Source organism: Pantoea coffeiphila, from assembly GCF_016909495.1.
Classification (GTDB): Bacteria; Pseudomonadota; Gammaproteobacteria; order Enterobacterales; family Enterobacteriaceae; genus Erwinia; species Erwinia coffeiphila.
The window spans coordinates 1,127,909-1,149,298 of sequence record NZ_JAFBFW010000001.1; the positions used below are offsets into that span (position 1 = coordinate 1,127,909).

General features: G+C 65.5%; 6 protein-coding genes. All 6 read right to left on the reverse strand.

Annotation, left to right across the window (positions count from 1 at the left end):
* Window positions 1-72: 72 nt before the first annotated feature.
* From JOE09_RS05235 to JOE09_RS05260, 6 genes are read right to left on the reverse strand one after another with little or no spacing between them, the layout of a single operon-like run.
* Window positions 73-1,344: an MFS transporter gene (locus JOE09_RS05235; RefSeq protein ID WP_205064990.1), complete on the reverse strand. Its 1,272-nt coding sequence runs from the start codon at window positions 1,342-1,344 to the stop codon at window positions 73-75.
* A complete protein-coding gene (locus JOE09_RS05240; protein ID WP_205064991.1) occupies window positions 1,334-2,095 on the reverse strand; it encodes a thioesterase II family protein in 762 nt (253 codons plus the stop codon). The genes JOE09_RS05235 and JOE09_RS05240 overlap by 11 nt, the downstream gene beginning before the upstream one ends.
* On the reverse strand, window positions 2,088-3,215 hold the full coding sequence (locus JOE09_RS05245; RefSeq protein ID WP_205064992.1) for a Gfo/Idh/MocA family oxidoreductase: 1,128 nt from the start codon (window positions 3,213-3,215) through the stop codon (window positions 2,088-2,090). The genes JOE09_RS05240 and JOE09_RS05245 overlap by 8 nt, the downstream gene beginning before the upstream one ends.
* On the reverse strand, window positions 3,212-4,279 hold the full coding sequence (locus JOE09_RS05250) for an NAD-dependent epimerase/dehydratase family protein (RefSeq protein WP_205064993.1): 1,068 nt from the start codon (window positions 4,277-4,279) through the stop codon (window positions 3,212-3,214). The genes JOE09_RS05245 and JOE09_RS05250 overlap by 4 nt, the downstream gene beginning before the upstream one ends.
* Window positions 4,276-9,696: a non-ribosomal peptide synthetase gene (locus JOE09_RS05255; protein ID WP_205064994.1), complete on the reverse strand. Its 5,421-nt coding sequence runs from the start codon at window positions 9,694-9,696 to the stop codon at window positions 4,276-4,278. Before JOE09_RS05255 ends, JOE09_RS05250 begins: the two co-directional genes overlap by 4 nt.
* Window positions 9,693-21,350, reverse strand: coding sequence for a non-ribosomal peptide synthetase (locus JOE09_RS05260; protein ID WP_205064995.1), 11,658 nt, complete (start codon window positions 21,348-21,350; stop codon window positions 9,693-9,695). The genes JOE09_RS05255 and JOE09_RS05260 overlap by 4 nt, the downstream gene beginning before the upstream one ends.
* Window positions 21,351-21,390 lie beyond the last annotated feature (40 nt).

The window sequence follows — 21,390 nt, forward strand, 5'->3', positions numbered from 1 at the left end:
GCGCCAGCCGCGCCCGCTGGGTGCTAACCAGCGCCATCAGCCAGCGAAAGGCGCTGCCGTTTTGCGGCTCGCTCATTGCGCCACCTCATTCAGCGGCTGCGGTTCATCGGGTGAGCGATCCGGCACGCGGCGGAAGCAGCGCATAATCACCAGCGCAATCACCGCGCCGAACAGGGCCGCCATATAGAAGGTGTTGGCAAAGCCGAGGTAGTGCGCCAGCGTGCCGCCAATCACCATCGCCGTGCTGCTGCCGAGCACTTCGCAGCACTGAAGCAGGGTAAAGTCGGTGCCAGGCTGCACCACCGAACCGTCTTTTTCCCCTTCGCTCCAGCACATAAACCAGGCGAACAGCGCCACGCAGCACAGGTTAAAGAAGAAGCCTTCCAGCACGAAGAAGGTGAAGATCCACTGGGTGGAGGCGCGATCGGCGCTTAACGACAGCGCCATCCCCAGCCAGCACAGCAGGCTGCCCGACAGGCCGATCAGCGTCAGCCGTGCGCTGCTCAGCCAGCGGTGCAGCACGCCGGATGCCACGGCCCCGGCGATATAGCTGACGATCAGCACGCTGCCGGAGATCAGCGCAATCTGGTCGAGGCTGACGCCCATATCCACCAGCAGCGGCGACACCAGGCTGGCACCGAGGGTGCTGGCGGATTTAAACAGCAGCGCAGTGAGGATCACCGGCTTCCAGTGTTTGCGGCGGAAGATATAGCGCAGCGCCGCGCCCTTCTCGCCCAGCGGTGCCACTTCAGCGGGCTGGCGGGCAAAGTGGCGCAGATGAAGCTGGAACGGCAGATGGCAGACCACCTGGATCAGCAGGCACAGCAGCACCGTACCCTGCCAGCCGGTGCGGTAAAAGACATACAGGCTGACCACTCCGCCCACCAGCATGCCGAGGCTGAAGCCCGCCACCTGGCCAACGTTGACGTTAACGTGGCGGCTACCGGCAAAGGTGCGCACCGCCAGCGCATCTACCGCCACATCCTGAGTGGCGTAGAACAGGTTCACCGCCGTGACCATCACCACCAGGCCGATAATGTGACCAGCGGGATCGAACCAGAACAGCGCCGCGATGGCCGCCAGAGACAAGAGTTTTAACAGCTGTATCCACGCCAGCCCGGCGGGCAACGAACGGAAGCCCCACGGACGGCGGTTCTCCAGCCACGAGGCCCAGATAAACTTAAACGCCCACGGCAGCATACTCAGGCCGACCAGGCCGATAAAGCGCAGATCCGCCCCCTGCTCGCGCAGTATTCCCGGCAGGGCAAACAGGGCAAAGCCCAGCGGCGTGCCCTGCGCGCAGTAAAGGCCGAACAGGCTGACGATATTCGCATTATATTTCATGATATTCCTTCACCGAGGCACCGGATGCACGGTCACACTCGCGGTTTAAAAAAGCCAGCAGCGCACTGCGCTGATGCTGAAGATAGAAATGACCGCCGCTAAACACCTTCAGGTTGAAGCGATGTCCGGTCACCCTTTCCCACTGTGACATCTCCTCCACCGACACTTCGCTGTCGCGCTCGCCGACGGCGGCAAATACCGGGCAGCTGAGTTTTTCCTCGCAGCGGCGCTGGTAGGTTTCAATCGCCTGAAAATCGGCGCGAAATACCGGCATTAATAGCGTCAGCAGCTCGCTGGCCTGGCCCGACGGCATCTCATCACCGGAAAGCCGGGTGACTTTATCCATCAGGCGGCTGTCGCTCTGGCGGTAGTAGTCGCTGCCGCTGTTGCGGTGCGGCGGCAGGCGGCCGGACACCGCCAGCCCGTCCACCGGTCTGCCCTGTTTTTGCAGGCGCAGCGCCACTTCAAACGCCAGCGCCGCCCCCATGCTGTGCCCGAAGAAAAAGGTCGGACGGCGCGGCAGGAAGTGGCAGGCGGCGGCCAGCCGATCGGCCATCTGATGCAGGCAGGTCAGCGGCGTTTCGTTCATCCGCGCACCGTGGCCCGGCAGCTGGGTGGCGTAAAGCGCGCTTTCCTGCGCCACGCCGTCGCGCCACGGCAGAAAGTACTCGGCCATGCCCCCGGCGTGATGGAAGCAGACCAGCTGCCGGGAGGTGCCCGCACGCAGCAGGCGTAAAGGTTGTTCAGTCATCGTCTTGCTCCTTGCCCTGATTAAACGCGGCCCACGCGGCGGCAGGCAGCGGCGGCGGTGCGTCGAAGGTCACGCTCTGCGGATTGCCGACCTGGCTCATCAGATCCTTCCAGGCGGCGGTCAGCGCCAGCAGCTGCTGGGCATGCTGCGGCTGCGGATCGCCCATCCGCGTGGCAAACTCCCGCAGCGCATGGCGCACCGCCGACGGCCACTGCTCCGCCAGCACGCCGTCCAGATCGTCACGGTTATCCTCGGCCAGCGCGTACAACGGCGTGCGGTAATAGTGTGGCGCATGCTCCGGCGGCAGCGGTTCACGGCAGCCGGTTTCGCTGCGCTCGCGCGGGATATGCATCTGCGCATGCCACAGCAGCGGACCGTGGGTATTGGCCAGCAGCAGGTTGCCGCCCGGCAGGCCCACGCAGATGCGGTGCATAATGTGGAAGTGATTATCCGGATCGGCGGGGTCGAGCTGGTTTTGCAGATTCAGCACGATCGGCACCCCGGCAATCACCCCGCGCAGCTGGCTGAACGGCGGCGTGCCCTGCATCTGCGATCGCAGCGCCTGGCTCCAGCCGTCCGGCGCTTCAAAGGCGCAGGGGGCGAAGCGGCCAAAGGCGCGGCCCAGAATATCCAGCAGGCTACAGATCACCTGCACGCCGCAGGTGGCGTCGATAAACAGCGCCTTTTGCTCCGCCAGCGCGCTCTGCACTACGCGGATAAAGCGCCGCACCGCCGGACTGTGCGGATAGTGGGTATTTACGTGATAGGTGCAGCCGTGTTTACGGGCCAGCTTCAGGCACTGCGCCACGTCGCTCTGATAAACCGGATGCTCCTGCAATACCGAGATGCCGCGCTGCAACAGCGCTTGGGCGATCTCGCTGCCCGCCCCGCCGACGATGGCCGAGCGGATCACCACGCAGGCGATATCAATATCCCCCGGCAGATCGTCCACCTGTTGATAGAGCGGCACGCCGTACTTTTCCGCCAGATCGCGGGATCGCTGGCTGCCGCGCGCCACAATGCCCGCCAGCTCAAACCCGGCGAACGGCTGATTAAACGCGGAAAGATAGACCTGGCCAAACAGCGTACCGCAGACCACCACGCGTAACGGACGGCTCATAGCTCCCCCTCGGTAAACTGTGGCTGTTCGGCAGGCAGCACGCTGGAAGTGAACTGCGCCAGCAGGCCACGCGCGTGCAGCGCATTGAGCAGCGGTTCCGCCGTCAGCACCTGCGGCAGCCACTTCAGGTCGCCCGCTGGCTGGCGCAGCAGCGCATCCGCCGCCAGCGCCGCCACGCTGCCGGTCAGGCGGTAGCTGTTGGCGAAGCGCAGCCGCAGCTCCAGGTTGACCGGCTGCCCGGCCTGGGTGCCCCGCGCCTGGAGCCAGAAGTGCTGCTGTTCGCCTTCGGCAGCGGCCAGCTCAGTGCTCAGCCGCACCAGTTCCGCCTGTGCCTCATCCTGCTGCTGGCAGGCCAGCAGCATCTGCGCATCGGCCACCAGGCTGTAGGCGGCCAGATTGCCCAGCCCGAACTCGCCGGCCAACTGCTCCAGCTCGAAGCTGAGGAACGGCAGCGCGTCAAACGGCCGGGCGGCGGTGGGAATCTTCACCCGCTGCTGCGCCGAAGCCCGCTGCATTTCCCCGTTGGCAATCACCGTGCCTGCCCGGCCCTGCTCCTGATAAGGATTGAGGCTGGCAATGAAATCCGCAGCGGAAACGGCGGTAAAGCGCTCGATGCCGCCGCCGTACAGGGTGATATGGGAAACGTGCGCCAGCCGCGCCAGCGCATAGCGCGGCAGCATCGCCGCCAGGCCGGGGGTTAACCCGGCTCCCAGCACGCAGGCACGTTGGGCCAGCGCGTGTTGCAGTCTGCCGTCCTGAGCGATTTCACGCCACAGCGGCGGATCGCCCGCCACATCAACGTAGTCCGCCCCCGCCAGCAGAGCCGCCTGCGCCACCCGCGCGCCAATCAGCGACGACGGACCGGCAGCGTTGAGCACCAGATCGGCCCCGCGACAGACGTCTGCCAGCGCCTGCGCATCGAAGATATCGCACTGCCGGTAATCGGCTTCCAGCCCGCCGGGGCTGCGCCCGACCACCGTTACCCGGTAATCGAGCGACCGCAGCAGCGCTACCGCCGCGCGGCCCACTTCTCCCCGACCACCGGTGACAATAATGTGTTTCATCCTGCCCTCCGCTGCTGTTCCAGATGCTGCGCCAGCGGCGCGACGTTTTCCGCGCTCATGCAGCTGAAATGGTCGCCCTGCAAATCGACATAGCGCACCTCATCGATGCACACCCCTTCCCAGAACGATTTCATATCGCGCTGGAGCGCAGGCAGCAGGTAGGTATCGCCCTGCTGGCAGGCGAAGGTCATCTCCCCGGCAAAGAAGCCCGGCTTGTAGCAGCAGATGCCGCGAATGCTGTGGCGGAACACCGCGCACATGCGCTGCCACTCGGCCTCGGCCAGCGCGGGCTGGCCACCGGAATTGCCGACGATGGCGGCGGTCAGCTCGTTCAGACGCTGCTCCGGCGTGCGCTGCTGTACTTCTTCATAGGCGCTGGCGAAAGCGGTTTTGCCCTGTTCGCGGGCGACGCGCGCCACGCACTGCGGGGTGATGGACGCCGGATTGCGGTGCAGGATCTGCTGATAGACCTCCTCCAGCTCCAGTCTGTCCAGCGGCCACGGTGCATCAATGCCCAGCGCCCAGACGATAGCCATATCGATCATCAGCGGATCGTCAATCACATAAGGAATGCGGTAGCTGCTGGCTACCGTTACCGACGCCAGCGGGGTCTGGTTCTCCATCGCCTGACGGGCGATTTCATAGGCCAGCAGGCCGCCTTTGCAGTAGCCGAACAGGTGGGCGTCGGGCGCGATCGCGCGGATCTCCGCCAGATAGTCGCTGGCCAGCCGCGCAATCAGCCCCTCGGCGGGCAGATCGAGGAAGGCCTCGGTATTGGCAACGCTGATGGCGTATACCGGCCCGCTCAGCGCCTCCACCAGCGACAGGCACGGCAGCACCGTGCCGCTGCCTTCGTGCAGAATAAATACCGCCTCGCCATCGCCCGGCTTCAGGCAGGCGACCTTTGCGTAGCCGTCGCTGTTCTCTTCCTGCGCCGCGCCCTGTTCGCGCAGGTAGTCCGCCAGCGCGCGCACCGTCGGCTGTTGCAGCACCTGGCGCAGGCTGCCCTCCCACGGCACGCGGTCGGCACCGAGCGCTTCGCGGATGCGGCTGACCCACTGGGTGATCAGCAGCGAGTCGCCGCCGCTGGCGAAGAAGTCATCCTCCGGACCGATGGCGGCGTTATTCAACAGTTCGCGGCACAGGCTCAGCAGCCGGGTTTCCAGCGCGTCGCTGCCCGCCTCGCTGGCCGACTGTGCGTGGCTTTCGGCGGCGGCAGGCAACTCCGGCAGCTGGCGGCGGTCGATCTTGCCGTTCACCGTCACCGGCAGCGCTTCCAGCACCGCCAGGCGGGCCGGGATCATCGCGGCGGGAAGCTGCGCTTTCAGGGCGGTCAGCAGCGCCTGCGGTTCACAGCGCTGGCGGCGAGAGTTGAACTGCGCCAGCATAAAGCTCTGGCCGAGGCGCGATACCGCATCCTGCTCCGGCGGCCACGCCCACAGGGATTCCGCCCCGACGTCATCCAGCGCCGCCAGCCAGCGCTCCTGCGGCATAAACGGCGAGTCAAACTCCAGACGCTCGTCGGTAAAGCCGGTCAGGCCGTGCTTAAATTCCATCGAGGTCATCAGCTGGTAGTTGTCACGGGTGGCCTCGATAATCAGCAGCCAGCCGCCGGGGGCCAGCAGCTGACGCAGATTAGCCAGCCCGTCGCGCGCCACCACCGCGTTATGCAGCACGTTGTTGGAGACGATCATGTCGAACTGACCGCAGTCCAGGCCCTGTTCCAGCGGTGGGCGGTTGAAGTCGTACAGCTGGTAGCGCACGAAGTCGTGCTGCTGATAGCGCTGGCGCGCCTCGTTAAGGAAGAACGGCGAAACGTCGGTAAAGGTGTACTCCACGTCATAGCCCGCCAGCAGCGGGATCAGCACGTTACTGGTGCCGCCAACTCCCGCGCCGATCTCCAGCACCCGCACCCGACGGCGTTCGGCCATCGTGCGGACCTTTTCTTCCGCCGCGTGCAGCAGCAGATGGTTCATCAGTCGGCTGATCAGGTTGTTCTGATAGGCGTGGGTCGCCACATCGAGCTTGCCGTCCGGGAACAGCAGATTCAGCGGATCTTCTTCGCCGCGCAGCAGCTCCGGCAGGCAGCGGCTGCTGCGCTCCAGATAGGTCAGCAGGCCGCCGTTGTCGTCCAGCCCGGCAATCAGCTGCTCACCGCGCTGCCACAGGCGGGCGATCACGGCGGTATCAACCGACTGTTGCAAGCGATAGCGCTCGCCGTCCTGCACCAGCATGTTGTGCTGCACCAGCGCGCGCAGCCAGCGGCGCACCAGCTGGCGGTTTTCTTCCGCCACGCCGCCGCTCTGCATCATCTCATCAAGCGTTACCGGCTGGCCGACGTTCAGCGCCCGGCTGTCACACAGCGCCTTCACCATATGCATCAGCGCCACGCGGTCCAGCGCGTCGGTCAGTTCGGCAATCTGCCCGCGATCCAGTGAAGCGGTCACGCTGTCCGCCGCCAGCTGAAGCGACGGCACTACCGCCTGCCACTGGGCATTTTCCTGCGGACCGGCCGCCGCCAGCATCGCCGGTTCCACGTAAGCGTGCAGCTCTTTCTGTATCACACCACCGCGCACCACCACCGACGCCTGCGCCACCTGCGGCAGCCGCGACAGCGCCGCTTCGATCTCGCCCGGCTCCACGCGATGCCCGCGAATTTTCACCTGCTGATCCAGTCGGCCGAGGAAGATCAGCACGCCGTCGGCGTTATAGCAGCCGCGATCGCCGGTGCGATACCAACGCACGCCGCGCTCGTCGGTGATAAAGCGATCGGCGGTTTTCTCCGCGTCGCCCCAGTAGGCCAGGGCCACGCCTCGCCCGCCGATCCACAGTTCGCCCGGCACCCAGTCCGGGCAGTCCTCGCCCACCGCGTTGACCACGCGGAACTGCTGATTAGCCAGCGGCAGGCCGTACGGAATGCTTTGCTGATAGTGGTGTTTCGGGTCGATCGGCCAGCTGTTGGACCAGATCGCCGCCTCGGTCGCGCCGCCAAGGCTCAGCTGACGGGCCTGCGGCGCGCAGCGGGCGATGGCCGCGGGCAGCCCCACCGGTATCCAGTCGCCGGACATCATCACCGAACGCAGCGAATCCAGCGTAGCGTTTTCGGTCGCCAGATAGCCGGTCAGCATATTCATCAGCGCCGGAACCGTGTTCCACAGCGTCACCCGATGTTCGCGGATCAGCCGCGCCCACTGCGCCGGGTTGCGCTGGTCGGCCTCGGCGGGCAGTACCAGCGCGCCACCGGCACCGAGTACGCCAAAGATATCGAACACCGACAGGTCGAAGCTGATGCGGGAGAGCGCCAGCAGGCGGTCGTCGGCGGTTAATGCCAGCCGCTGTTGCAGATCGTGCAGCGTGTTGCGTGCCGCATCGTGGCTGATGACCACGCCTTTCGGCTGCCCGGTACTGCCGGAGGTATAGATAATGTAGGCGGCATCCTGCGGATCGATCTGCGCCGCTACGGTCTGCGGTTCCAGTGCCACGGGGTGCAGCACATCCACCGCCGCCACGCCCTGCTGCTGCCACGCCTGCTGCTCAAGTTGCCCGGCGACCAGCACCGCCTTCACCCCGGCGTCGGCAACGATCTGGGCGATGCGCTGCTCCGGCTGCCCGGCGTCGACCGGGATATAGGTGCCGCCCGCCAGCAGCACCGCCAGCGCGGCGATAATCTGCTGGCGACGCACATTCAGCACCAGCGCATAGCGGCCCGCACCGGCCAGCGCAGCGGCCAGGGTCTGCGCCTGATGCAGCAGTTCGCCGTAGCTCACTTCGCCATCGTCATCAATCAGCGCCACCGCCTTCGGCCGCTGTGCCGCCTGCTGCAGCAGCTCGTCGTGCAGTAATCCGCTGGGGATATCGCGGGTGGTGGTGTTGGCGCGAATGCGCGTCTGCTGCTGCGCGCCGGGCAGCGGCAGCTGGACCGGCTGCTGCCAGCAGCGATCGTCCTCCAGCACCCGAGCAATCTGGCTGCTAAAGGCATCAAACATCGCTGCCACGGTGCCTTCGGGGAACACGCCGTCGATCACATCCCAGTTAATCAGCAGTCCGCCCTGGAACAGCATCACCTGGCAGTCGATCCACACCTGCGGCGTCTGGCTGATGCCCCAGGTAAAGTGCGCATCGCCCGGCAGCGCACTGGCGGTATCCGGCGCGTGCTCATCGCTGACCAGCGCGCTGGTAAACACCACCGGCATACGGGCACGCTGGCTGCCGCGCTGGCGGGCCAGTTCACGAATGGTCGACACGCCGGAAAAGGCGTTATGCTCCAGGTCCTGCCACAGACGGGTTTGCAACTGGTTTACCCGCTCGCCGAGGGTGCAGGTAGCGCGCAGATCCGCCTCCAGCAGGCTGACCGAGGTAAAGTCACCGATCAGCGCGGCCACCTGCGGGTGCACGTCCGGACGATCCATCACCGTCAGGTTGAGGCAGAAATGACGGCTGGCGGACCAGCGCGCCATGGTTTCGGCATACAGGGTCAGCAGCAGCGCGGAAGGCGACACGCCCTGCTGCTGGCAGCGTGACCGCAGGCGCTGCCACTGCGTAGCGTCCCACTGCTGGCTGAGGCGGAAGAAGGTCGGCGTTCCCTCATTGGCGGCCTCCGGCAGCAGCGGCAGCTGCGGGCATTCCGGCAGGCTTTCCAGCCGTTCCAGCCAGAAATCCCGCGCTTCGGCATAGCGGCGATGCCGCTGCTGGCGCTGCTGGTACTGGATCACATCGCGGAAGCTGACGGTGAGTTCATCACCGGCGGACTCCCCGCGATATTCACGCCACAGCTCGGCCAGCAGGATCTGAATACTCAGCGCGTCGGCAATCAGCAGATCGATACTGAAGTGCAGGCAGTCACCGGCGTCGGTGTGGCTGAACTGTAAATCGAACAGCGGCCAGCGGTCGGTGGCATAAACCCGGTGAGACATCTCTTCGCGCAGGGCCTGCGGCGACGCATTGCGGCTGGCGATGTCAAAGTGCGGCACCGACGGCAGGATCTGCTGCTCGCCCTGCGGGTTGACGACGGCACGCAGCATCGCATGGCGGGCCACCAGCCGGTTCCAGGCCGCCTCCAGCCGCGGGGCGTCCCAGCGCGAGGCCTCAATTTCAAAATAGCCGTGGCAGCCGATGCCGCCGAAGTTAAACGCCTGCTGGCGACCAATGTAGTAGGCGGACTGCACATCGCTGAGCGCAAACGGCAGGTGCTGGTCCTGCGGCTCGGCGATAAAGGCATCTTCGCGGCTCCACTGCTCAAGCAGTGCGATAATCTGCGGTTTCAGCGCCTTAAGCTGCTCAATCTGCTGTGGACCAATCACCCCCTGCGGGGCGCGAAACTTCAGCGCGCCCGCATCTAACCAGAACTGCGCCTGCTGTTTTTCAAGGGAAAGCAGCAGGGAAAGCGCCTGCTGCGCCGATGGCGAATGGCTGGTCATAACGTTCCTTCCTCAAAATGGGTATCCGACGCCTGCTCGCAGGCGGAAGCCAAGGCCTCCGCGATGCGGTCGAGCGTTTGTAACTGGAAGATTTGCCACAGCGGCAGCTCTGTTCCGTGTTCACGGCGCAGAGCGGCGGCCAGCCGCGTGGCAATAAAGGAGTCGCCGCCGATGGCGAAAAAGTTGTCGTAAATATCGATGTCGTCGCGCTCCAGCAGCGGAGCCAGCAGCGCAATCAGCTGCCGTTCCGAGTCGCTGAGCGGGCGGTCCGCCGCCTGTCGCGCCACGCCCTGGGCCAGCGCTTCAATGGCACGCCGGTCGCGCTTGCCGTTGTCGGTCAGCGGCCAGCTGTCGCAGTAGCCCCACAGGGAGGGGACGGCATAAGCCGGCAGCAGGCTGGCAAGATGCTGCGCCAGCGCGCGCCAGTCCGGCTGCTGCGCGGACTGCACCACCGCCGCCAGCGCCGGGCGACCGCCCTGTTCGGCTACCCATACCAGCGCATCGTTCACCGCCGGTGCGCTGTCGATAGCCAGGCGGATCTCATCCAGCTCCAGCCGGTAGCCGGAGACTTTGACCTGATTGTCGCGGCGGCCGAGGAACTCCAGCACCGCGCCGGGCAGCCAGCGGCCGATATCCCCGGTGCGATACCAGCGCTGGCCGTTCAGGGTGACAAACTGGCTGGCGGTTCGCTGCTCATCGCCAAAGTACCCCGCCGCCACGCCGCGCCCGCCGATCCACAGTTCGCCCGGCACCCAGTCCGGGCAGTCATCGCCCAGATCGTTAACCACGCGGAATGCCTGATTCGGCAGCGGCACGCCGTAGGGAACGGACGGGCAGCCGTCAACGCGCTGTGCCATCGGCCAGTGATTCGACCAGACCGATGCCTCGGTGGCACCGCCCAGCGCGATGGCCTGTGCCTGCGGGGCTGCGGCCTGTAGCCGCTGCGCCAGCGTTGGCGACACCCAGTCGCCGGAGAGCATCACCAGACGCAGATCCGCCAGCCCGGCGGGCGCATCCTGCATCTCGCACAGCGGCAGCACCATTTCCAGCAGGGCCGGAACGCTGTTCCACAGGCTGATGCGGTGTTCCTGCCCCAGCGCCAGCCAGCGCCAGGCGTCTTTTTCATCCTGCCCGGACACCGTGACCAGGCTGCCGCCCTCGGCGAGCAGGCCAAAGATATCCCACACCGACAGGTCGAAATGCAGCGCCGACAGCGCCAGCCCGCGATCCCGTTCCGTTACGCCGTACAGCTGATTGATCGCCACCAGGGTGTTCACCGCCGCCGCGTGGGTAACGGCCACGCCTTTCGGGGTTCCGGTACTGCCGGAAGTAAAGATGATGTAGGCCAGTGCATCCGGTTCTACCTGCGCGGCGGCAGGCAGCCGCGAACCCAGCGGGCGGGCATCTGCAGCAATCTGCGCAATGTCCGACGGCCACTCAACATCATGTCCGCTGATGACTCGCCGGATCGCCGCCTGGCTGACGATCTGCTGACGGCGGTGCAGCGGCCACGAGACGGCCATCGGCACGTAGGCCGCGCCGATCCACTGCACGGCCAGCACCGCAATCACCTGCTCGCTGCCGCGCGGCAGCGCCACGCCAATGTGCTCCCCGGCCTGTGCGCCCTGCTCCAGCAGCGCCAGCGCCAGCCGCTGCACCTTCAGCTCCAGCTGGCGGAAGCTCAGCTGGCGCTCGCCGTCGATCAGCGCGGTGCGGTCGGCATGCTCACGCATGGCATCGGCCACCCGACCGTGCAGTGAACGGGGGTCTTGCGGCAGCGTGACGCCGTTAGCCTGATGCCGTGCGGCCTGCTGGGGCGCGGGCAGTTCGGGCTGAATCACACCGTCCCAGCTCTCGCTTTCGCTGAGCTGGCGTAGCAGATCGCCGTAGGCGGCAAACATCTCATCCACCATGCCTGCCGGGAACAGCCCCTCCACCACGTCCCAGTTGAAGTGCAGCTCGCCGCCGCGCTCAAAGACCTGATGGTCAATCCACACCTGCGGGGTCTGCGAGACGCCCCAGATAGACGGCGGGAAGTCAGCCTGCGGATAGTCGGCGTTCTGCGCGCCCAGCGCGCTGGTAAACACCACCGGCATCATGGTCTGCGCGCTGCCGCGCAGGCGGCTCAGTTCGCGCATCACCCACACCGCCGAGACATCCATATGCGCCAGATCGTCGCCCAGCTGCTGCTGGAGCTGGCGGGCGCGATGCTGCCAGCTCTCACCGGCTTCGTGGTGGCAGGCCAGCAGCAGCAGCGAGGTGAAATCGCCCATCACATGATTGATCGCCGGATGGACCGGCTGGCGATCAAACAGCGTGACGTTGATGCTCAGCGACGGTGACGCCGACCAGCGCGCCAGCACCTGGGCATAGCAGGTCAGCAGCAGGCACGACGGGGTGATCTGATGGCGACGCGCTTTAGCGGTCAGCTGCTGCCAGCGTTCAGCAGAGAGCCAGCCGTTGCGGCGACGGAAGCGCGGCGTACCGAGGGTGCGCGGATCGCAGGCCAGCGGCAGCGCCGGGGCATCCGGCAGGTTTTCCAGCCGATCCAGCCAGTACTGTTCCGATTCCGGCCGCTGCTTGCCGTGAACGGCGGTCACGTAGTCGCGGAAACCGATATCCACCGCCGGTAGCGCGGCCTGCGGATCGGCATACAGTGCGGCAAGCTCGGCAATAAACATCTGCATGCTCAGCCCGTCCAGCACCAGGTTATCCAGCCCCAGGCAGAAGCGGTTTTGCCCGTCGTCACTTTCAATCAGCGTGGCGTGGAACAGCGGCCATTCACCCGGTGCCAGCACGCGGTGAGAGAGATTTTCACGCGTTTGTTCGGTAAAGGACGGCCATTCGGCGGCCGCACAGCGCAGCACGGTCAGCACGGCACCGGGCTGCTCGGGCAGCACGCGCTGCATTCCCTGTTCGTCGAAAATCAGACGGAGGGCATCGTGACGCGCCACCAGCTGGCTGAGCGCCTGCTCCAGCCGCGCGGCGTCAAACGCGTCGCCCTGATATTCCGAATAGTAGTGGGTCGCCACGCCGCCGAGATCGAAGCCGGACTGCCGCCCTGTCAGGTAGGCGTGCTGCACGTCGGTGGCGGCAAACGGCTGGTAGCGCTGTTCAGCATCGTGGGCCAGGGCGGCAATCTGCACGCTGGCCTGCTGTTCGGGCAGCTGGCCGACAAAATCGCGCAGCACCGGGCTGGCGAACAGCTGGCCGAGGGTGGCACCGCCGATGCCGATATCGCCAAGCTGCGCCACAATACGCGTGGCGTGCAGGCTGTCGCCGCCCAGCTGGAAGAAGTTGCTGGCGGCGTCCGGCATCACGCCGAGCACCTGCTGCCACACCGCAGCGACCTGATGCTCGCGCTCGCCGTGCAGCGCGGCGCTGACCGTACTGCCCGTCGCCTGCGCATCCGCGGCGGCGCGCACCGCCAGTTCACGACGGTCCACTTTGCCGTTGGCGCTGAGCGGCATCGCCTCCAGCAGATGGATCTGCTGCGGCAGCATGTACGCTGGCAGCTGCTGCTGCAGCCAGCTACGCAGGGCGGCGGCGTCCGGCATCGCGCGCGACCGGCCCGCAAGGCTTTGCAGCAGCAGCGCGCCTGTGCCCACCGTGCAGGCCGATGCCACCGTCATCCCCTGTTCGGCCAGCGCCTCGTGCCAGCCGTCGGCGGAAAGCAGCGGCGACAGGCTGCCACGGCGGCGATCGGCGTAAGCGGCTTCCTGCGGCAGCAGCAGCACCGTCAGCTGCGCCAGCGGGCTGAGGGTCAGCGTTTCCAGTATCAGCGCACGGCTGTCGGCGGCGCACAGTCCGCGCAGCGCCTGAACGCCTGTCGCAATGTTATTGAAGCGGTGCAGCGCGTTGTTGCTGAGCACCACGTCGGCGCTGAAGCGGCAAGGGTCTGCAGCCGCCAGCAGCAGGCTGCGGTGCGGATAGCCACTCAGGCGGAACTCGGCCTGCTGGCGCAGCGACGAGGCCGACTCCACCAGGCAGTATTCAATCGCCGACTCCGGCAGCGCCGCCAGCAGCGCGCTGGCGAACAGACCGCTGCGACCGTTCAGCTCCGCCACGCGCACCGGGCGCTGTAGCTGCTCTGCCAGCGCGGCAATCTGTGCCACCACGGCATCAACAGCCGCCTGGGTTTCCGGCGATCCGGCCACCAGCGTTTCCGGCGACAGCACCGGATCGTCCAGCAGTGCCAGCGCATTCTGCTCGCCGCGTACCACCCCAGCGATCCACTCAAGCCGCTGCTGTAGCGACTGCACGATTGCCGCCAGGTACGGGTGCGGCGGCGCGGTAAATTCGCCCGGCCACTGCCCGGCTTTCACGCCCTGCTCGCCGGAGATCAGACAGCCCTGCCCGACCAGCCAGCTCAGCCAGTGGCGCACCAGCGGCCGATAGCGCGGGGCGATCTGTGCCTTAGCCAGCAGCGCATCCGGCTGATGCCATTCGCTCATCGCCAGACCCAGCTTTGTAGTCAGCAGCTGGCAGAGCAGATGGCGCACCGCGTGGGCTTCCTGCTGAACGGTCTCGTCCACCGCTAAAGCGTCCGGCAGCGGCGCAACCGGAGTCGCCGTGGCCCGGGTTTCACGCTGCGCTTCCCCCTCAACGAACAGCCGTAAGTGCTTATGCGGTTTGTCCAGATAGATCGCCACCGCGCGGCCCACCCGGCTGAAACGTTCGGCCTGGGCTTCAATATCGCCCAGCTCGATGCGGTAGCCGTTCAGCTTGATTTGCCGATCCTCCCGGCCAAGGAATTCCAGGCAGCCGCCGGGAACAAAGCGCCCGCGATCGCCGGTACGGTAGAAGCGTTCGCCGCCCTGAATAACGAAGCTGGCGGCGGTTTTGGCTTCGTCGCCGTAGTAGGCCATCGCCAACCCGACGCCGCCGATCCACAGCTCACCGGCGACCCAGTCCGGGCAGTCACGGCCCTGCCGATCCACCACGCGATACGACTGGTGGGCCAGCGGATAGCCGTAGGGGATCGCCTGCCACTCAGGGTCGATCTGCTCAACGTCCAGCGCGTTAGACCAGATGGCCGCCTCGGTTGCGCCGCCGAGCGCGGTAAATCCGGCCTGCGATCCCAGCGCGCGCAGGCGCGGTAGCAGATCCAGCCCCACCCAGTCGCCGGAAAGCAGCACCCGGTTAAGCGACGACGGCAGCCCGCGCGGATCGTGTTCTGCGGCGGTCAGCAGCATATCGAACAGAGCCGGAACGCTGTTCCAGTGGGTCACTTCCTGCTGATGCAGGTGGTTCAGCCAGCGCGGGGCGTCTTTCTCTTCGCCCTCCGCCGGGATCACCAGCGTGCCGCCGCAGGAAAGCGCGCCAAAAATGTCGTACACCGAGAGGTCGAAGTTCAGCGCCGACAGCGCGAAGACCCGCATCGCATCCTCGCCGACGTAGCGGCGGTTGATCTCATCCACGGTGTTTGCCGCGGCCTGATGGCTGACCATCACCCCCTTCGGCACCCCGGTGGAACCGGAGGTAAAGATGATGTAGGCGGCATCCGTCGGATTGCCGCAGGCGATTTCGCTCAATGGCAGCAGCGACTCGCCGGGTTGGGTGATATCCAGCCAGGTGTATTGCAGATTAGCAGCAGGAGCGGTTGAAGCGTCATCAGCATGGCCAGTCAAGGCAGGCGCGTTGACCGGTTTTTCAGCATGCTGTGCGGAGGCGGATGCATTGGCCTCGCCAGCGACCGGCGCAGTTCCATACGTATCCGCCGGGTTTTGACCGGCGTCGAAAATATTTTCACCCGCGCCCACAAGAATCCGAACCTGCGCCTGGCGGATAATCTGCTGTAAACGGGTTGGCGGCTGCGCCACATCCAGCGGCACATAAATGCCGCCCACCGCGTGGCAGGCCAGCACCGCGACGATCTGCTGGCGGCCTTTCGGCAGCAGGATCGCCACGCGATCGCCCGGCTGCACGCGCGCTTCACGCAGCTGCCAGGCAAGTTCCCGGGCCTGATTGCCGAGCTGCCGATAGCTGAGCTCGCCGTCGGTATCCACCAGCGCTCGCTGCTGCGGCTGCTGCTGCACGCTGCGCCAGAATGGCGTGTGCAGCAGGCGCGGGCTGAACGGCGGCACGGTGTGTCGATCCTGCGATAGCCGACGCTTCGCCAGCGCGGCGCTATCAACATGGTGCGCCACCGGGGCATGCAGCAGCCGTTCGTCGCTGGCGATGCCGTCGATCAGTCGGCACATAAAGCCAAACATCTGCTCAACCATCTGCGGCGGGAACAGCGAATCGACGCTGTCCCAGCACAGCAGCAGCGCGCCCTGATGCTCCATCACCTGGCAGTCAATCCACACCTGCGGCGTCTGCGAAATCCAGTAGTGCAGCTCGCCGAGCGTATTGCTGCCGATCAGATCGCGGCCCAGATTGCTGGTGAACACCACCGGCATATCCATCTGGCGACCGTGCAGCTGTGCACCGTCGCGCATTACCTCCACCGCGCTGTAGTCGGCGCGATCGAAGTCGGCCATAAAGCGCTGGTTAAGCCGCCGGATACCGGCCAGCAGGGTGTCGTCGGGCTGGCTTTCGCAGGCCAGCAGCAGCAGCGTGGTGAAGTCCGCCACCAGTTCCGGCAGCTGAGGGTGATCGCCACGGCGGTTAAAAATAGTGAGGTTCAGGCTGAAATCCGGCACCGCCGACCAGCCGCGCAGCGTGGCCGCGTAGCAGCCCGCCAGCAGCATCGACGGCGTAACGCCCTGACCGCGCGCCAGCGCTTTCAGGCGGCTCCAGCGTTCCGCGTCCAGCTGCCAGTCGCGGTGGCTGAATCGCGGTGCGCCCTGCCCGACATGGCTTTGCCGAGGCAGCTGCGGTGCCTGCGGCAGTCCCTGCATCAGGCGCTGCTGCCAGTAGTCGCGGCTGGCGCTGAGGTCGTTCTGCTGCTGTTCCAGCAGGTACTGCGGGAAGCTGTATTCCAGCGCGGGCCACGCCGCCTGTGGCTGATGAATGGCGCGGCTCAGCTCGGCCAGCAGGATCTGTACGCTCATGCCGTCGGCAATCACCATATCAATGTTGATATGCAGGCGGCTGCCTTCGCTACGGTGGCTGGCCGCCAGATGGAAGCCGCTTTCCCGGCTGAGATCCGCCACCCGGTGGGACAGTTTTTCACGCAGCGCCCGGCGTTGATTTTCGGCCTCCTCATCGGCCAGCGCCTGCCAGTGATAGCTGTCAACGGCCACCGGATGCCAGGCTTCAATGACCCCCTGCTCGGCGGCGTTAATGCGCATCCGCAGCAGGTGGTGACGCTGATGCAGCTGGTTCAGCGCCGCGCTGAGCCGTTCATCGCCCAGCGCCGGGCAGTCCAGCTCCAGATAGATCTGGCAGGCCACGCCGCCCAGCTGGCGATCGCCCTGACGCCCGCGCCAGTAGGCCAGCTGCACCGGGGTCAGGGTAAAGGCCCCGCCGTCCCACTGCACCTGCGCCTTTTCAGCCTGCGGGACGGATTCCGCCTGCCGCTCCGCCTGTTGCCAGCACTGCTGCCAGGCGTTGAGGGTGGTTTTTTCAAACAGCTGCGCCAGCGTCAGGGTCACGCCGAGCTTTTTCCCCTCATCCACCAGATCCAGCATTTGCAGGGAGTCCAGCCCCAGCGTCAGCAGATCGTCATCGCCGTTGAGATCTGCCGCGGGCAGGCTGAGGGTGTCCGCCACCCAACCACGCACGTACTCGCTGCCGGGCTGGTCCGCCGAAGATTGTCCCTCAATACTGGCGCTGCTTTCGCGCGTTGCGTTGCCCGACTCGGCTGTATTGTGCGTTGCTGACGGCGTGAAGCGCAGTCCCGGCGGCCAGTGGCGCTGGCGGTCAAACGGATAGAGCGGCAGCAGTGCCAGCGCTGCGGGGTGTACCTGTGCTCTGCCCTGCCGCCAGTCAAAGCGGCCGCCGCTCAGCCATTGTTCGGCGCTGTCAGCCTGGCGGAAGCGGCTGAGGCGTTCAGTGGTGACGATCTCCGGCTGTTTCAGCTGGCTGATTAACTCATCCAGCGAACGGTAGCGGATCAGCGCGCGCAGCGGGAAATGATGTTCGCGCCCGACGCACCAGGCATTCAGCAGCGCGGCGGCGTTTTCCGGGTGCTTCACCAGGACATCGGCCAGCGCCGAGGCGGTCTGCCGCAGTGCGGTTTCACTGTGGCCGCTGACGGGCAGCAGGCCGCTAACCTCTTCGCGAGAAGCAGGCAGTGAAGCCGTTTCCGCACGCTTAATCAGCGCTGATGCCATGGTGCCGGTAAAGCTGAAGGCGTTTACCGCTACCCGTTCAACGCGGGCTGACTGCGTCTGCTGCGGATAGCGATAGCGCGGCCAGCTTTCCGCCAGCTGCGGATTCACCTGGCTGAAATGCGGGTGGCCGAAGTGCTGCTGGCGCTGGATCTGCGCCACGGCGCGTAACACCGAGTAGAGGCCGGAAGCCGCTTCCAGATGGCCGAGCTGGGTTTTACTGGCCCCCAGCGGCAGCGGCTGCAGGCGTTCGCCATACACCGTCGCCACGGCGCTCAGTTCCACCGGGTCGCCCAGCGCGGTGCCGGTGCCGTGGGTTTCCAGTAGCGAAACCGCGTCCGGCGTGCAGCCCGCTTCGTCCAGCAGCTGGCGCATCATCGCGCCCTGCGCCTGCGGATTCGGTGCGGTCAGGCTGCTGCTTTCACCATCCTGCGCCGCTACGCTGCTCTCTATTACCGCCAGCACCGGATCGCCATCGCGCAGCGCCTGAGCATAGGGTTTAAGCAGCATCATCACCGCGCCTTCGCCGCGCGCGTAGCCGTCCGCTTTATCGCTAAAGGTGGCACAGCGGCCGTTCGGCGAGAGCATCCCGGCGTGGGTCAGCGCCTGCTCCACCTGCGCGGAGAGCAGCAGGTTAACCCCGCCGACCACCGCCGCGTGGCACTGGCCCGCACGCAGGCTGCGCACCGCGCAGTCCAGCGCCACCAGCGACGAGGAACAGCCGGTATCCAGCGTCAGCGCCGGGCCACGCGTGCCGTAAAACTTCGCCAGGCGGCCCGAACTGGCGCTGGCGCTGATGCCGGTTGCCAGCCAGCTTTTGGCGTAGTCGGGATCGTTCTGCTGCATCAGCTGCATGCCGAACTCGCTGCCGCTCTGGCCGATCCAGAAGCCCAGCGACGCCGTTTTCAGGCTCTCCGGCCGCCAGCCCGCCTGCTCAAACAGGTGCCAGCTCAGCTCCAGCAGCATGCGCTGCTGCGGATCAAGCAGCTGCGCCTCTTTCGGACTGATGGCGAAGAAGGCGGCGTCGAAGCCGTCGATATCCGCCAGCGCCCCCACAGGCAGCGCAAAGCGGCGCAGGTCGTTTGCTTCGTGGCGCACCGCCGATTCCCCGGCGGAGAGCCAGTCGGCGTACGCCTGCCATCCCTCGTACTGCTGGCCCGGCAGGCGACAGCTGATGGCGACAATCGCCACCTCGTTATCGTTAACTGGCGGTACAGGCTGTTCGTCTGCACGTTGCACGGCGGTGTGGCTGGCGATCCAGCCGCTCAGCTGTAACAGGGTCGGATGGGCAAACAGATCGGTGACCAACAAACGGCAGCGGTATTTCTCATTGATCTGCTGGCACAGGCGCAGCGCCTGCAGGCTGCTCAGCCCGGCGTCCAGCAGTCCCTGGGCCGGATCAAGTTCACCGACCGCCAGCAGGCGGCAGAGCGTGTCGTGCAGCCACGGCAGGATCTCATCGTTCAGAGCACGACTGGCCGCAAGGTCGCGATCGGCTAATGCTGCTGATGACGATGACAATGGCGATGCAGAGGATGATGCTGATGACGAGGTTAATGGTGCTGCCGCATTATCAACGCGGGTAGATCCGTTCGCTGGAATGGCACGCTCAGCCAATCCTTGCTGCGCGGCAGGCACGCGTTCCTTCTCTGCCATCCCGCCTTCGGGATGTTCAGCGTGATAAGCCAGGGCAGAGATGCCCGCCGGATCGTTCTGCCAGACAAACAGCGGACTAAGCTCGTTGCCCTGCCACTCTTTCATCATCTGGCGGCGCTGGATCTTGCCGCTGGAGGTTTTCTTCAGTTTGCCCTGCGACAGCACAACAACGCGCCCAATCGTCAGGCCAAAGTGTTCCGCCACCACCGCACAGGCGGCGCGGGCGAGTGCGCTATAAACCTCGTCGCTCTGATGGCGGCGCGCTTCCAGCATCAGTAGGATCTCGCCGCTGTCGGTATCCTGACAGGCGCAGACGCCGCCGGTTTTTATCTCTTCGCACTGCTTTTCGATCGCCTGTTCCAGATCGTTGGGCATGTGGTTTTCACCCGCCACAATGATGATGTCCTTCAGACGTCCGCAAATGTACAGCTCCCCCTGCCACACGAAGGCCAGATCGCCGGTGCGCAGATAGCGATGCCCTTCCGGCTCACCGGCAACGGTGGCTTCAAAGGTTTCCGCGCTGAGCTGCGGCTTGTTCCAGTAGCCGTGCGCTTTCGATGCCCCGCTGGCCCAGACTTCGCCGATATGCCCTTCCGGCAGCGCCTGATGGCTGTCGGCATCAACAATTCGCAGCTGCCACTGGGGATCGACGCGCCCGGAGCTGACCAGCGGCCTGCCGTGTGCATCCGGCTGCGCCCTGCCCGCCGCCAGCGCCGCGCCGTTAAAGCGCTGGATCACATAGTCGGTGTTGGCCGGTTTGTAGGTGATAGCAAGGGTGGACTCCGCCATGCCGTAGGCCGGGGTGAACGCCTGCGGCTCAAAGCCCGCCGGGGCAAAGCGATCGGTGAAGCGCGCCATGGTATCGGCGCGGATCGGCTCGGCGGCGTTGGCGGCCACCTTCAGCGAGCGCAGATCCAGCCGGGCAACCTGTTCATCGCTGACCATCTCGTTGCACAGCGCCCAGACGAAGTCCGGCGCGGCGACGGCGTTGGCACCGTACTCTTCAATCAGCTTCAGCCACTGATGCGGGTCGGCCACCATCTGCGCCGGCGGCATAAAGTTGCAGCATCCGCCGGAAAGCAGCGGCATCATCAGGCCGCTGAGCATGCCCATATCGTGATAGAACGGCAGCCAGTTGGCGGTGATCACCTCCGGCTGGCAGCGGCAGTGCAAATCCAACAGCAGCTGCTGCTGGGCACGAATATTGTCGTCGTAGTTGCAGACGGCTTTCGGTTTTCCGGTCGAGCCGGAAGAGTATTGCAGGTAGACCGGGCCACCCGGATGATAGATCCCATCAAGCGCTGCGCTATCCGGCAGATCGCCCGACGCCAGGCTGGCAGGCAGCTCGTCAACGACGATCAGTTTGCGCTGATGATGCCAGCCCTTCGACTGGATCTCTTCGACCATCGCACGGTAGGTGAAGATGTATTCCGGCGCGCTCTCTTCGACAATATGGCCGATAACCCCGGCGCTGCGGTGAATACGAAAGGCGTTGGTCAGATGGACCGGAATGGCGGCCACGCCGCTAAGAATGCAGGCGCTGAGGCTGGCAATAAAATTGGCATCGCCCGGCATCAGCAGGATGGCACGCTGATTCACGTTCAGCGAATCGCCCATCTCCTGCGCCATGGCGAAGGCGGTATTCACTAACCGACGATAGCTCCATTCATCGGTGTTCTGCTTGTCACGATAGCGCAGCGCGATGCTGTCCGGCTTGTGTTGCGCATGCTGCAACAGTTTCTCTCTCACCCAGCCACTGGCAATAGACGATCGCTTCATCCAACCTCCCTCAATTTCCCCACGGGGGATATAAAAAATA